Origin of the sequence: Marivirga arenosa, assembly GCF_030503875.2 — a bacterium.
GTDB lineage: Bacteria > Bacteroidota > Bacteroidia > Cytophagales > Cyclobacteriaceae > Marivirga > Marivirga arenosa.
In genome coordinates, this window is the sequence record NZ_CP129968.2 from 637,683 (window position 1) to 652,755 (window position 15,073).

At 35.9% G+C, this 15,073-nt stretch carries 13 protein-coding genes; 4 read left to right on the forward strand and 9 right to left on the reverse strand.

What is annotated here, in order from left to right:
- Positions 1–4: 4 nt before the first annotated feature.
- The 5 genes from QYS47_RS02740 to uvrB all read right to left on the reverse strand — a co-directional run bounded on the left by QYS47_RS02740 (position 5) and on the right by uvrB (position 7,123).
- Complete coding sequence (locus tag QYS47_RS02740) at positions 5–979, reverse strand: NAD(P)-dependent alcohol dehydrogenase (RefSeq protein ID WP_322347644.1); 975 nt, start codon at positions 977–979, stop codon at positions 5–7.
- A 117-nt stretch (positions 980–1,096) separates the two neighbouring features.
- Positions 1,097–2,869 (reverse strand): helix-turn-helix domain-containing protein, encoded by a 1,773-nt coding sequence (locus QYS47_RS02745; protein ID WP_322347645.1) that lies wholly within the window; start codon positions 2,867–2,869, stop codon positions 1,097–1,099.
- A 181-nt stretch (positions 2,870–3,050) separates the two neighbouring features.
- The gene (locus tag QYS47_RS02750; RefSeq protein WP_322347646.1) at positions 3,051–4,040 is read right to left on the reverse strand and encodes a hypothetical protein; all 990 of its coding nucleotides are present in this window, start codon (positions 4,038–4,040) and stop codon (positions 3,051–3,053) included.
- 209 nt (positions 4,041–4,249) lie between these two features.
- Positions 4,250–5,020 carry a S1/P1 nuclease gene (locus QYS47_RS02755; protein WP_322347647.1) on the reverse strand — a complete coding sequence of 257 codons (771 nt, stop codon included), beginning with the start codon at positions 5,018–5,020 and terminating at the stop codon, positions 4,250–4,252.
- A gap of 78 nt (positions 5,021–5,098) precedes the next feature.
- The gene (gene uvrB / locus QYS47_RS02760) at positions 5,099–7,123 is read right to left on the reverse strand and encodes an excinuclease ABC subunit UvrB (RefSeq protein WP_322347648.1); all 2,025 of its coding nucleotides are present in this window, start codon (positions 7,121–7,123) and stop codon (positions 5,099–5,101) included.
- A 221-nt stretch (positions 7,124–7,344) separates the two neighbouring features.
- Between uvrB and QYS47_RS02765 the strand changes: the two genes are divergently transcribed.
- A complete protein-coding gene (locus tag QYS47_RS02765) occupies positions 7,345–7,734 on the forward strand; it encodes a DUF302 domain-containing protein (RefSeq protein WP_322347649.1) in 390 nt (129 codons plus the stop codon).
- Positions 7,735–7,773: 39 nt separating this feature from the next.
- Here QYS47_RS02765 and QYS47_RS02770 read toward each other — a convergent pair whose 3' ends face one another.
- The 4 genes from QYS47_RS02770 to mutY form a co-directional block, all read right to left on the reverse strand.
- Positions 7,774–8,736: a CNNM domain-containing protein gene (locus tag QYS47_RS02770; RefSeq protein ID WP_322347650.1), complete on the reverse strand. Its 963-nt coding sequence runs from the start codon at positions 8,734–8,736 to the stop codon at positions 7,774–7,776.
- 30 nt (positions 8,737–8,766) lie between these two features.
- Positions 8,767–10,089 (reverse strand): gliding motility-associated protein GldE, encoded by a 1,323-nt coding sequence (gene gldE / locus QYS47_RS02775; protein ID WP_308357872.1) that lies wholly within the window; start codon positions 10,087–10,089, stop codon positions 8,767–8,769.
- An 18-nt stretch (positions 10,090–10,107) separates the two neighbouring features.
- On the reverse strand, positions 10,108–10,560 hold the full coding sequence (locus QYS47_RS02780; RefSeq protein WP_308357871.1) for a single-stranded DNA-binding protein: 453 nt from the start codon (positions 10,558–10,560) through the stop codon (positions 10,108–10,110).
- 104 nt (positions 10,561–10,664) lie between these two features.
- A complete protein-coding gene (gene mutY / locus QYS47_RS02785) occupies positions 10,665–11,711 on the reverse strand; it encodes an A/G-specific adenine glycosylase (protein ID WP_322347651.1) in 1,047 nt (348 codons plus the stop codon).
- A gap of 175 nt (positions 11,712–11,886) precedes the next feature.
- On the opposite strand from mutY, the gene QYS47_RS02790 reads away from it, so the two are divergent.
- The 3 genes from QYS47_RS02790 to QYS47_RS02800 all read left to right on the forward strand — a co-directional run bounded on the left by QYS47_RS02790 (position 11,887) and on the right by QYS47_RS02800 (position 14,835).
- Positions 11,887–12,243 (forward strand): HU family DNA-binding protein, encoded by a 357-nt coding sequence (locus QYS47_RS02790; RefSeq protein ID WP_302128033.1) that lies wholly within the window; start codon positions 11,887–11,889, stop codon positions 12,241–12,243.
- Positions 12,244–12,251: 8 nt separating this feature from the next.
- Positions 12,252–13,088, forward strand: coding sequence for a tetratricopeptide repeat protein (locus tag QYS47_RS02795; protein ID WP_322347652.1), 837 nt, complete (start codon positions 12,252–12,254; stop codon positions 13,086–13,088).
- Positions 13,089–13,281: 193 nt separating this feature from the next.
- Positions 13,282–14,835: an Rne/Rng family ribonuclease gene (locus QYS47_RS02800; protein ID WP_308357869.1), complete on the forward strand. Its 1,554-nt coding sequence runs from the start codon at positions 13,282–13,284 to the stop codon at positions 14,833–14,835.
- The last annotated feature ends 238 nt before the right edge of the window (positions 14,836–15,073 follow it).

Here is a 15,073-nt window from a genome sequence, read left to right on the forward strand (position 1 = left end):
AGTTTTAAGATGTAACAATTACAACATTACCTCTCTTATGACCTGAATCAATATAGCGATGTGCTTCGGCCACTTTCTCTAATGGAAACTGGCGGTCAATGACCGTCTTTAGCCTTCCCTCTTTGTAGATATCCAACACTTCTGAAAGCAGGTAGCGTAGTTTTTCTTCCTTGTTGGCACCCGTTGCTTCAAACTTGGCTTTCTTCTGACCAAAAAGTGATGTTTTAATCATCTGTAGAAGCAAAGAAAATTTCAGAACAGGGGATAAATACACACCCTTTTCTGAAAGGATAGCTTTGCACGCTGAAAAGGAGCTTTTCCCAATCGTGTCGTATACGTAATCGTATTTTCTGTCACCCTTTGTGAAATCTTTCTGTTGATAGTCAATCACCTCATCAGCACCCAGTGACCTCACTAATCCAGTGTTTCGGCCACTACAAACTGCTGTGACTTGTGCTCCCATGAACTTAGCTATTTGAATGGCAGATGTACCTAGTGCACCAGAGGCTCCATTGATCAATACTTTCTGGCCGGGCTTCACTTTAGCAATTTCTTTCAAGAAATTAAAGGAGGTTAAATGTCCATCGCAGAAGTTGGCAGCCTCAGAAAAATCCAAATTTTCTGGCATAGGAAGAATGACACCATCCTCCGATATTGTCAGGTATTCTGCATTTGAACTGAATCCAAAAGCTGTTTCCCCAAATACGCGATCACCGATTTCAAAGTCTGTAACGTCTTTGCCCACCTGCTCCACGACTCCCGAAAAACCGGTTCCCGGAATGGCTTTCTTGGGTTTTGTTAGACCCACAAACAGCCTCGCGATATAAGGTTTTCCTGTACGCATCATGGCATCCGCTGTGGTGGCGGAGGCTGTCATGACCTTCACCAAAACTTCATTGGCTTTGGGAACTGGTCTTTTTACTTCTTGTAACTGGAGTACCTCAGGCGATCCGTACCCTGTTGCTACTGTTGCTTTCATTTTCTGTGTTATGGCTTAGTTTTTTAATTCATAACAAAAAAAGGAAGAAGTGAAAGGGTATTTGTTCGGTATACTAAGAAGTGGTTCGGAATTATAATTTAGAACTAAAAAATCTGATTACGCCTGACTTTTCAGAAATTCTTTTGGCGTCATACCCACTTCTTTTTTAAATACCGTATTGAAAACTGTTTTAGAATTGAAGCCACTTTCGTAGGCTAGCCCGATCAACGAAATATGTGAATTGTCTGGATCAAGAACGAGTTGCTTGAAGTACTCAATACGCTCATTATTAATAAACTCGTTGAAGTTTTTGCCAATGGATTCATTCAATAACCATGAAAGCTGATTGGGGTGAATATCTACCTGCTCGGCTAGAGAACGTAAAGTAAGTGAAGGGTTGAGGTACGGTCGCTCTGATTTCACATAAGCTTGTATTTTCTTCACCTGTTCTCTTGTGATGGTTTGATCAGGGTTTCTGGTTTTTTTTTCTTTTGGTTTTTCTACGATTTTCGGATAAACCCTATCATGAAATTCTTGATATCTTGGGTGTGATTGAATGGGTTCTCCCAATGGATCACTAAAGGCAAGAAGCAGGATTGAAGAGGCACTTTCGAAAAGCTTCTCTAAAATAGCAAATGCTTCGTCATATCGACCCAGATTGGCATAGGTAAGGAAAAGGTAGGAATGAGCATGGTGGGCTTCTGGTTCCTGAGCATACTTCTCCAGCTTTTGTAAATGTGTTGTACTTTTTCCATCCATCGCATCGATCAGGGCAAGGAGGCCCAGTCTTTCATCCGGGGTGAAGGCCTGCTGAGGAACATCATCTATTGTTTGGCGAGCTGCTCTGAGTTGACCTTCTCGAATAAGGATATAGATACTGACGATAATTGCCGGAAGGTTTTTGTCATTTGATTCCAGCAATTCCTGTAAAATTTCTTTGGCTTTGTCATATTCACCCACTCGATAATAATAATTGGCCTCATAGAATTTGGTCTCAGGATTAAGTGGGTCTGAGGATTTGGCAAAAAGTATATGCTTCCGGGCCTTATTAAAATGACCATGAAGCGTGTGAAGAAAGGAAACAAATTGATGTGCTTCTGAGTAGGTGGGTTTGGCAGTTAATGACCTCATGCCATATTGCATGGCTGCAGCAAAATCTGCTTCGGTAAAGAATGACTGCATACCCAGCATGTAATTAAGTCCTGCATGGTCTGGGTCAAGCTTTTTCGCTAAGGCTAAAGCTGTTATGCTTTTTTGCCAGGCTTCTTCACGTGGGGCAAAACCAGCCACAGCCATAAAACTGTAGCTATCAGCTATTCCGAGATAGCCCTCTATGAGTTCTTTATCTAGTTCTACGGATTTTTCAAAGTGCTCAATGGCTAGGTTAGCATCCTCAGGATTCCACTTGTAGAAATGATGACGTCCTTTTAATAGATGCTCGTATGATGAAACGCTCTTTGTAGGGCTGTTCACTACCTGGTTTGAGATGTTCAAATGGCCATGTTGCTCACGAATTTTATCAGCAATGAGCAAGCTGATTTCATCTTGAGTTTCAAAAAGGTTCTCTAGCTTTCGATCCCAGGTCTCTGACCAGAAATGTGTGTCCTGTTCGACATCTATTAGCTTAGCACGAACTCGAATTTTACCATCATGAATCTGTGCACTACCCTCTAAAAGTATTGCCACACCTAGCTGCGCGGCAATTTCCTCAAGAGAAGCTTTGTGGTTTTTGAAAAAGAAACTGGATGTGCGAGAGATGACTTTCAAGCCATCGATTTTGGCCAGGGCATTGATGATTTCCTCTGTTATACCATCACAGATGAATTCACTGCTACCATCAATACTGAGGTCACTAAAAGGGAGGATTGCTATGGATTTTTTAGTGTTCACTTTCAATTGAGTTGTTGATAATTGCCTCTAACGACTAGCTATGATGAGTGGGGATTAGAATGCACTAACCTTTCCAGTTCCTCAAAGCCACGCCTTGATTTAAATTTAAAATTTGTGGCGGAATTTCCAATTCCAACCAAACTTTCCTGACAGATGAAACCCCATTCATTCATAGCATTTGTTATGCACTTAGTTCTATTAATTTAAGATTGGTTTTATCTCTTCTAGTTTGTATCCAAGGAATTGGTTGCAAATGCAAAGTATCAGGCTCAACCAGGTTGTCAATAAATGCACTTTGATTGATGTCTGTAGTGATAATTGGAAACTTAAAGTTATCTGCGTTTATCATCAGAACTAAGTTGTAATCGCCAAAAGTAATAGGTACTGTAGTCTCATCAACAACCTCTCCGTGTATACTCAAAAATGCTTTAGATTCTGTTCCATCATACATCAAAAACTTACAATCGTGTAGCAACGCCAAAATACATACGATTATACATTCCATCGATTTCTCTATTTCCTTAATGCTGAGATTAAAACCTGATAGCTTGTTTATTCTATTTAGAGCGTTTTTTAGATCGTTTCTTAAGGCATCACTTGTCACTACACCTTTTGGAGTTATCGTTCCTCGTAAGAATTTCAAGATATCCTCCAAGAGTTGGAACTTTCTACCTGTTATTGACGCCTTTAGTTCGTAAACACCATTCTTTTTTTGATAAGAGTTATTAATTAAGTTTTGTATCTCTTTTCGTTTGAGCTTGTAATATTTGATAAATAGTGATTCGTCAATATCTTCTAAGCTATTTCTTACAAAAAGATCAAAATCAGTCTTATTAATCTTCCTTGGATTTATATAGTCCAGAATTTTGTCGGAAAAATAGCTTTCTGGTTTGTCTGCATTATTATCAAATTCCTTTTTTTCGGCTAATTCACGAGCCCCAAGTCTAGCCATTTTCATTCTAGCATATCTGGAATCAATAGCTTTGTGACAAATCCCTTGGTTTCTTTCAGGATGTGCGATTGAGTCGGCAACTTCTCTTAAGAATGTTTGCTCGCGAATAAATTCTCTAATATCAATTAATAGCATTTTAACATCGTATTCGTCAAACGATTCCAGTCGAACTTTTTCAAAGAATCGATTTAGAGATGTTTTTAACTTGATATTGTCCATTGAAGGTGATTGTGCACAACAACTGAATATAGTCACCCCCTGGTGACGATATATCTTTTATATCATTCATCACAACTCAAAAAATAATAGAAATAGGTTTTGGTTGTATATGAACTGATGCTATAAATATAATTAAATTCCTGGCGATTAAAAAAGGCTTGAGATGTATCGTTTCTCAAGCCTTTTTAAGTGTTGTGATTTGATTTTTATCAACCGTAAATTTCATTTAGCAAACCTGCTAATCGGATGCCGGCTTTCATTAATTGTTCTTGAACTCCATCCCAATTTTTGTACATATACTCATAACCTAAGTACATGTCTTCAGGTAATGCATATACTTGGTCTCTCATTCCCATGGCTTCTTTATACCAATCATCAATAGTAGCGCTTTGCAATGCTTCTACTTCTTCTTTTGTAGTGATGTTTACGGCTTCCGCTAATTCAGTATAGCTAAAAGCTTTTGAATCAATCATTTCACTATCCCACACTCGGTGTAAATTTGAATTTTTACCAAACCACTTTAGCTTCACAGCATTGCCCCCTATATCTTCACCTGTTCCCACGTGCAATGGTTGATGAATATCGCCTACTAAGTGAATCAACATTTTCAGTTGGTTCTGCTCTTCCTGTGCACTTAAATTCCCTGCTTTGAGGTTTTTAACGATCTCTTTTATTTTCATAATCGCATCGCCATCAGGATTTTTTTCTGTCTCCTCATAAGTCAAGCCATTTGGAATAGTTACATAATGCCAAGGCTTCATAAAATCATATTTATCCTCAGACTTAATATTGTCCATCCATACGCTGGCTACCGCCATGGATTGACGATTCAGGATGTCATTCACCCTTTTTGATGCTTTCTTTTTTAGGTAAAAAGAAGCAACTTCACCCACTACTCTATGACCTGTTTGTCCCCAGGCTAAAGCTTGTGATATTGAAAAAATGCTTAAAATAAATACGCTAATAATTCTAATTTTCATATGATTTCAATTTCTATTTGCTCGTAATTAAACCGATCTAAATTTGTGCAAATATAATCTTTTAGTGTTTCCAAAAGGTTATTTTTTGTCTTTGAGTTTCTGAAGTTCCTGCCATTCGTCTCGCAACCGGGCAGCTTCCATGAAATCAAGATCCTTAGCCGCTTTTTCCATTTTCTTTTTAGTAGCGGTAATCATTTTATTTAAAGCTTCTTTATCCATGTATTGAACCACCGGATCGGCCGCCACTGAAGTTTCTTCAGCACCTGCATAATATTTGTCCTGAGAAGTTTTCTTAGAATCCACTGCAACGGTTTGTCCTAAAATACTTTCTCTTGATTTAAATACCGTTTTAGGAGTGATGCCATGCTCTTCATTATAGGCTTTTTGAATAACCCTTCTTCTGTTGGTTTCATCAATGGCTTGCTGCATGGAATCCGTCATTTTATCAGCATACATGATTACTTTACCTTTTTCATTTCTTGCCGCACGACCAATGGTCTGAACTAATGATCTTTGATTTCTTAAAAAACCTTCTTTATCAGCATCCAATATCGCTACTAATGAAACTTCTGGTAAATCTAATCCTTCACGAAGGAGGTTAACGCCTACTAAAACGTCAAACTCGCCTAGTCTTAAATCTCTTAAGATTTCAACTCTATCTAAAGTGTCAACTTCTGAATGGATGTAGCGGGATTTAATGCCCGCTCTTCCTAGGAATTTATGCAGTTCCTCCGCCATTCTTTTGGTTAGGGTAGTGCATAATACTCTTTCATTCAATTTTACTCTTTCATCAATTTCCTCTAATAAGTCATCAATTTGATTTCCACTAGGGCGCACATCGATTTCAGGATCTAGTAATCCTGTTGGCCTGATGACTTGTTCCACCACAGCCCCTTCAGTTTGTCTTAACTCATATTCAGCTGGGGTAGCACTCACAAAAACTGTTTGTCCCATCAGGTTCTCAAACTCATCAAATTTTAGAGGACGGTTGTCCATTGCTGAAGGTAATCGATAACCATAATCAACCAAATTAATTTTTCTTGCACGATCCCCGCCATACATAGCCCTAACTTGCGGCACCGTAACATGGCTCTCATCAATCACCATCATATAATCATCTGGGAAATAATCTAACAGGCAGAAAGGCCTTGACCCAGGTGTTCTTCTATCAAAGTAGCGAGAGTAGTTCTCCACTCCAGAGCAATAGCCTAGTTCCCGCATCATTTCAATATCAAATTCAGTTCTTTCTTGAAGTCTTTTGGCTTCCAGGAATCTACCATCGCGCTCAAAGAATTTTATTTGAGCTACCATATCATCCTGAATTTCCTTTATCGCTTGATTTAGAACATCTTTTCCAGTTACGAATAAGTTAGCTGGGAATATGCTAATCATGCGCTCATCCGAAATCTTTTTACCCGTTTCAGGATCAATTCGTTGGATCGATTCGATTTCATCTCCCCAGAACATTATGCGATACGCGAAATCAGCATAGGCTACAAATATATCTACTGTATCACCTTTTACTCTAAATGTTCCTCGCTTGAATTCAGCGGTTGTTCTGTTGTATAAAATATCCACAAAAGCAAAAAGCAGTTGGTTTCGGGCTACTTTATCACCTTGCTGTAGTCGGATAATATTTTTACCAAATTCATCTGGATTCCCAATACCATAAATGCAGGATACGGAAGCGACTACAATTACATCTCTTCTACCTGAAAGCAAAGCTGAGGTAGCACTCAGTCTTAACTTTTCAATTTCCTCATTAATGGATAAATCCTTTTCAATATAGAGGTTACTAGAAGGAATAAAGGCTTCCGGCTGATAGTAATCATAATAGGAAATAAAGTATTCAACCGCATTCTCAGGGAAGAACTGTTTAAATTCTCCATATAGCTGGGCGGCTAAGGTCTTATTATGACTAAGTATTAAAGTGGGCTTTTGTGTTCTTTCAATAAGGTTGGCTATACTAAATGTCTTTCCAGAACCGGTAACTCCCAAAAGAATTTGATTCTGTTCCCCTTCTTCGATGCCTTTTTGAAGTTCAGCTATTGCTTTAGGCTGATCTCCAGTCGGCTTATAATCACTGATGATTTTAAAATCCATACAAACAACAAACGTAAAGACTGGAAAATGTTTGAGAACAAATATACTATGATTTCACTAGTAGCAACTGATTTATGCAATTCAATTCTGTAAATCAGGACTTTAATGAATGAAGTATGTAACAAGCATTACAGACAGAGGCTTCAAAATCATATTTAAACCCTATAGCTAATCTTTCAATTATCGCAGACGTACAATAAAGTGAATCAAAAGAAAAACGTATGAATTACTATAACTCTACTATGATTAAAGGTAAAAATTTTAAGCAGGTAAGAGAGGAAGTTGAGGCTGCTTTAAAGGAAGAAGGTTTTGGGATATTAACTGAAATTGACTTTAAAGCTACAATGAAAAAGAAGTTAGATAAAGAATATTTACCACACCTTATTTTAGGTGCTTGTAATCCCGGTTATGCTGACAAAGTGGTTTCATTAGAACCGCATGTAAGTACTTTATTGCCTTGCAATGTAACCGTAAGAGAATTAGAAAATGGTGATGTGGAGGTTAGTGCTATTGATCCTTCTGCAGCTATGTCAGTCGTAGAGAATGAGGAACTGGTTCAATATGCTGAAGAAGTAAATAATATGCTGAAAAAAGCTATCAATAGCTTATAATAAAAATTTAAGAAAGGGAGGATTTCTCCTTTTCTTAACTTAATCAAATTCATCCTCTATATCCCCTACAATAGTTTCTACTAAATTTTCTAAGGTAATCATCCCAACCACTGCATCATTTGACTTAACAAAAGAAATGTGAAATCTATTTTCATTCATACTTTTCAATAAGTTTATGATAGGGGTATTCTCATCAATAAATATAATTGGCCTGATAAATTCGGTCAGTCTGGATTCTTCTTTTTCATTTAATGCAATTTCTTTGAAGTTTATATAGCCATATACATCCTCAATTGAATTCGTTCTGCTTATAGGATATCGCGTATGTTTGTGCTCAGCTGCCAATTGATAATATTGATCAAAACTGATATTTTCTCTAAAATAAATGATCTCTTCTGCTGGGAGCATAATTTCTCTTACAGGTCTTTTTTTAAGAGTGGAGGTGTTGATGATGATACTTTCCTGATTGGTGTCAATCACCTTTTCCATTTTTGCCATTTTGGTAATGGTTCGGATATCATCTAAGCTGTAGGGGGTGCTTTTTTTCTTATTACCTACCAAAAGCCGAGTGAAAGCTTGAGTCACCACAATTAATGGATGCAATACCTTGATGATAAATTTTAAAGGCAAGGCCATTTTTTTAGAGATCGCATTTGACTTGTTTACGCCTATCACCTTTGGGATAATTTCAGTACCGAATAGAATCACTACAGTGAAGATGATGGAAAATACCCAGATGTATTTATCTCCATAAATTTTATCAAAAGCACTTCCTGCAATGGTAGCGCCTCCGGTGTGAGCAATAGTGTTTAAGATTAAAATAGCTGAAATAGGGCGATCAATGTTCGATTTTAGCTTATGCATAATCTCAGCATATCGCATTCCCTTCTGCTTGTCTGTTTCAATCTTAACCTTATCAAGGCTTAGAAGGACTGCTTCTGCCATGGAACACAAAAAGGAGACAAAAACAGCTACAAAGGTGCTTAGTATAAAAATAAGCATGATTTATTCTTTTGATTTCAGAATTAACTACTAGTTCTTAGTAAATACTCTAACTCGTTTAATTCTTTTTTGATCTACTGCTACTACGGTGAAGGTGAAATTTTTGTATTTAATTTTTTCCCCTGTTCGTGGTAATTTGCTGTTTAGCTCAAGTAATAAGCCTCCAAGGGACTCGCTTTCACCTTTCACTTCATCAAATACGTTTACTTCCTCATTTATTATTTTACAGAAGTCATTTAATGAGGTTCTTCCTTCAAAAATGTAGGTATAATCGTCTAATTTATTGTAGGCTACATCAACATCTTCATCAAACTCATCATTAATTTCACCGACTATCTCTTCAATTACATCCTCAAGTGTGATTAATCCAGAGGTGCCGCCATATTCATCTACAACTATGGCCATATGCACTCTTTTCTCTTGGAAATCTTTCAACAGGCTATCAACCTTTTTCGATTCTGGTACGAAAAAGCCAGGTCTTAAAAGCTTTTGCCATTCAAAGTCTTCTTCTTTTTCTATATAAGGCAGTAAATCTTTAACATATAGGATGCCTTCAATTTTGTCTATCGTATCGCAATAAACTGGGATTCTACTAAAACCGCTTTTATTGATTTGATCCATCAACTTGTGGTAATCATCTTCAATATCAAAAGCCGTAATGTCTAATCGAGAACGCATAACCTGTCTTACGGATAAGGTTCCGAAGTTTACAATCCCTTTTAAAATTCCTTTTTCCTCTTCTGTGGTATCTTTATCAGCCGTAATTTCTAGTGCATGATGAAGTTCATCTAAAGAAACACTAAATCCTTTTTGCTCAACTCTCTTTTCTATGATATTACTAATGCTCATCAAAGAGATAGATAATGGACTGAATATCTTCGCTGAGAAATTCAAAGCTAAGGACATGCGAGTCGCAAAACTTAAGTTGTTTTGATTTGCATAAACCTTTGGCACAATTTCACCATAAAATACAATCAGAAAAGTAATGATGGCCGTTAGAGAAACAACTAATAAACCTTCTGTTTCTTTTGTTCCTACTATTTCCCAAGTAACATAGGTTGAAAGGGTGACGATGGCTACATTTATAAAATTGTTGAGAATTAATATAGTAGCTAAAAGTCGCTTAGGGTTTTTAAGTAATTCAAGTATAGTTTGCTGTTTGGGTGATGAGCTAACTTTACATTTAGCCAAATCTTCATGCGATAATGAGAAAAAGGCCACCTCAGAGCCAGAAACAAGTGCAGACATTAAAAGTAAAAACATCATCAATAAAATATTGATGATGTAAAACCAATGATTGCCACTTTCGGCTAAGCTCGTTAATATAAGTATACTAGGGAAAGGGTCTTCCAATTTTGTCTCTTAATTTAATTAAAATGGTAAATCGTCCATTTCACTATTAGTATCAGGTGTTTGACTAGCCGCAGGTGCTGCTGCTTGGCTCTGTCCCTGATTTCCTTCATAGCCTGAAGACTGACCACCGCCATCACTTTTCTTGTTTCCAAGCATGGTCATCTGATCACCTACTACTTCCGTAGTGTAACGAGTAACGCCATCTTTTTCCCAAGATCTTGTTCTCAATTTACCTTCTATATATACGCTGTCACCTTTTTTCAAATATTTTTCGGCAACTTCTGCCAAACCTCTCCATAATACAATATTATGCCATTCGGTTTGATCTACTCTTTCGCCAGAGTTTCTATCTTTATATGATTCAGTAGTAGCGATTGAAAAATTTGCAACGGCAGCACCGTTATCTAAATGTCTTACTTCTGGGTCTTTTCCCAAATTGCCAATCAAAATGACTTTGTTTACTCCTGCCATAAATTCATAAAGTTTAGGTTCAAAATTACTGTTAATAGTTGAGCTATGTTGCTTAGAAATGGAAAAAAATTTCTTGAGCAATAAAACTTCAATTATAAATTTACCTAAATATTTCTACTAGACAAATAATTCTCAATCAATCTAGGCTTAGGTAATTCCTCAATTTCATCCTGTGTATAATACACCAAATCATTATCATGTAGCGTATTATCAGTTTTTTTGTTTAGCTCTATAAATACTGCCTCTAATTTTTGATGACTTAATATATGTTGATACGCATCTGAGATTTCAATTATCTCAACATCCTGATGTAAATTTTGAATTTTCGATATGATGTCGTTCATATCTAAAGCCTTTTCAGTTTCAATTAATTCAAAATCAAATAATCCTTGCCAAATATCCTGTGGACCTCTTTTCTTCATGGCAATTTTATTCTCATTTTGCCATATCAAGTAGTACAGATATCTACGTTTTACCTTTATTTTTTTCTTTTTAACAGGAAGTTCTGCTTGTTTATTATTGATTCTTGCCTCACAGCCTTCGGCTATTGGGCATTCACTGCAGTTAGGGCTTTTAGGAGAACAGACGGTGGCTCCTAATTCCATCATGGCTTGATTATAATCAGCGGGCTGCTTTTCAGGAATTAAGTCTTCACTAACTTCAAAAAACTTTTTAAACGTTTTAGGTTGCGCAATATCATCCGTGATGTTAAAATAACGCGCTAAAACTCTAAAAACATTGCCATCCACTACAGGGGTAGCCTCTCCAAATGCAAAGGATGCAATTGCAGCGGCAGTGTACTTACCAACCCCTTTAAGTTTTAATAATTCACTGTAGGTATTTGGAAATTGACCTCCATACTGCTCTACCACCATTTTTGCACAAGCATGTAAGTTCCGTGCTCTAGAATAATATCCTAATCCCTGCCAAAGCCTCATTACCTCATCTTCTGGCGCATTTGCTAAATCAAATACATTAGGGTATTTCGCAATGAATTTTTCATAATAAGGTAGACCTTGAATTACCCGAGTTTGCTGCAAAATAATTTCCGATAACCAAATTTTATAGGGGTCAGAAGTGTTCCTCCAGGGCAGATCTCTTTTATGGTTTTGATACCAATTAATTATAAGATTTGAAAAGCTTTCAGTCATGAGAATGCAAATATGGACAAACAAATGTTAAAATCTAAAGATTTTATATTCTGTTCAATTCAATTCTTATTTCCGTAAAATATTGAATGTTAAAAGGTTAAATGTTAGAATATGTGCTTAAGCTTACATATCTTTAAAAGATTTTACTTTTAAATTCAAAAATGTAAGTTTACCTTTGCAGACCCAAATTGAAAGGGAGAAATTTTTTAACAATTTTAAAATACAAGGAAGCGTGACTAAAGCAGACGTTATATCAGAAATTTCTGAAAAAACAGGTATAGACAAAGCAGATGTAACCGCTACAGTAGAAGCATTTTTCTCTGTTGTGAAGGATTCAATGGCTGAAGGTGAGAATATCTATGTGAGAGGTTTTGGAAGTTTTGTTAATAAAAAGAGAGCTAAGAAAATTGCTCGTAACATTTCCAAAAACACTGCTATTGTCATCGATGAGCATTTTGTGCCAAGTTTCAAACCATCAAAGGTTTTTGTTGAGAAGATCAAAAGCTCAAATAAAGTAACTGAAGAGGTATAAGCTATTCAATGTTGAAGTCCAGAATCATATTATTAGTAGTTGCAATTACATTAGTAGTGGTGATATTTACTCTGCCTAAAGTAGTGGTGGATAATGAGAATGAAAGTATTGAATCTGGTACTCAAACTTCTGAAGAAAATACAGCAGAAACATTAGATTCTAGTCCTTCTTCGTCAGAACCATTAACGGATTCGCATTCAGGAACTATTCCTGCTGAATTTAGGAATACAATCTCCAGATTAAGAAATAGTTATTTGAAGGCTGAAAGTCAGGAAAATAGTGTTATCTTTGCAGATTCTTTAGCTGCTATATTCACAGATCTTAATAGATTCGATAGTGCAGCTAAATATATTGAGTTATCTAGACAGGATAACGAAGTAATAGGAAATGCCTATTATGAAGCTTTTAGTTTTGCAGCTGATGTTGATAAAGCAAATCGTTTAGCATTAAAGACAAGAGAGTATCTTCAAAAGGTATTAGAAGAATCTCCAGATAACAATAGTGCTAAAATAAAGATTGCTATGACTTACGTTTCATCAGATAATCCGATGAGGGGTATTTCTATGCTGTTAGAGGTTATAGAAGAAGAACCTAATAATGAAGAAGCATTATTTAACTTGGGGATTTTATCTGTTCAATCAGGTCAATATGACAAAGCAATTGATAGGTTTGAGACACTTTTAAGTCAAAATCCTGACAATATGCAAGCTAAATTTTATATGGCATTGAGTTTGATGAATAGCGGTCAGAAAGCAAAAGCTAAAGAGCTATTTACGGAAATTAAAAATACAAGTAATGATGAACAGTTGTTGGCAGCTGTTGAGAGTTACTTAAATGGATTATAATATTATTGTTTAACAAAAAATTTTAAAGTTATGCCTTGCGGTAAAAAAAGAAAAAGACATAAGATTTCAACTCATAAGAGAAAGAAAAGACTAAGAAAAAACAGACACAAGAATAAGAAGTAATTTGCATTACTTCTTATTGTCTTGTTAACACAAGACATTTTTTTAGTTTTTCACTTAAACTTATGGAGCTTTGAGCAATGAATTAATTATTAATTCAACTCAAAATGGCAGTCGTATTGCCCTTCTTAATGATAGGAATCTGATTGAGATTCATTATGACAATAAAGAAGAGCAATTTAGTGTGGGTGATATTTATCTGGGCAACGTTCGCAAAGTTATGCAGGGGCTTAATGCTGCGTTTGTGGATGTTGGATATGAAAAAGATGCATTTCTTCATTATCATGATCTAGGACCCAAAGTAAACTCACTTTTAAAATATACTAAATTTGCCACTACTCGTAATAACACCTCCTATAAATTAGGTAAATTTAAGTTAGAGCCTGAGATAGATAAATTAGGAAAGATATCTCAGGTTTTATCTAAAAATAAGCAGGTGTTGGTTCAGGTTATTAAAGAACCTATCTCTACGAAAGGGCCAAGACTATCATGCGAGTTGTCGCTAGCAGGAAGGTATTTGGTATTAGTACCATTTGCTAATGGAATAAGCATATCTAAAAAGATATCAACGAGTGAGGAACGTAAAAGACTCACTAGATTAATTTCTTCAATTAAGCCAGAAAATTTTGGCGTAATAATCCGTACTGTAGCTGAAGGAAAGGAAGTAGCTGAACTCGATACTGATCTAAGGAATTTATTAGAAACCTGGGAAAAAGGAGTTAAGAAACTTAAAACTGCCAAACCAAAAGATAAAATCATTGGTGAAGTAGGAAGAGCGTCCTCTATTCTCAGAGATATGATGAATGAGACCTTTGATAGCATCCATGTTGATGATGAGGAAACATTCAAAGAGATTCAATCCTACATTCAGAAAATTGATCCTAGCAAGGAGAAAATTCTGAAGCTTTATTCAGGACGCAATAAGATTTTTGAACATTTCGGTATTGAAAGGCAACTAAAATCCTTATTTGGTCAATCGGTTAATATCAAAGGTGGTGGCTATTTAATTATTGAGCATACTGAGGCACTGCATGTTGTTGATGTAAACAGTGGGAATAAATCAAATAGTGAAGAAAGTCAAGAAGATACTGCATTAAATACAAACTTAGAGGCAGCTAAGGAAGTAGCTCGACAGCTACGTTTGAGAGATATGGGTGGAATTATTGTGGTGGATTTCATTGATATGAAGAATCCTGACAATAAAAAACTTCTTTTTAAGAAAATGAAGGAGTTTATGGAGACTGATCGCTCAAAACATACTGTTTTGCCTTTATCTAAATTTGGTTTAATGCAAATTACTCGTCAAAGAGTAAGGCCCGAACTTAATATTGTTACTAAGGAAGTATGTCCTACTTGTAATGGCACAGGAAAAATTACAGCTTCGATCTTAGTATCGGATAAGATTGAGCAAGATTTAGATTATTTATTAACCAAGCAAAATGAAAAATCTTTAAGCCTAGCTATACATCCTTTTCTGTATTCATATTATACAAAAGGGCTCATTTCATTACGTGTAAAATGGTTCTTTAAATATGGTAAATGGATTAAACTTATTCAGGATAGTTCTTTAGCATTAACAGAATATCATTTTATGAATGCAAATGAGGAGATAATAGAGATGGGATAACGAATAAAATATTGCATTATACTAATAGCCCGCACAAATATTTTTGTGTGGGCTATTTTTTTAATATTACATCAAACTGAATACAGCAATAGCCTAAGATTTTTTTGCATAATAAAATTATGTCTAAATTTAAGTTGTATTGGATATTTTGTATATGGCTTTTTTTTCCGGCTGGTCTTTTAAGAATTGTAAAAAACTAAGTTTTTTAATTGTTCTTATATTTTTTCGCCTTTCTATT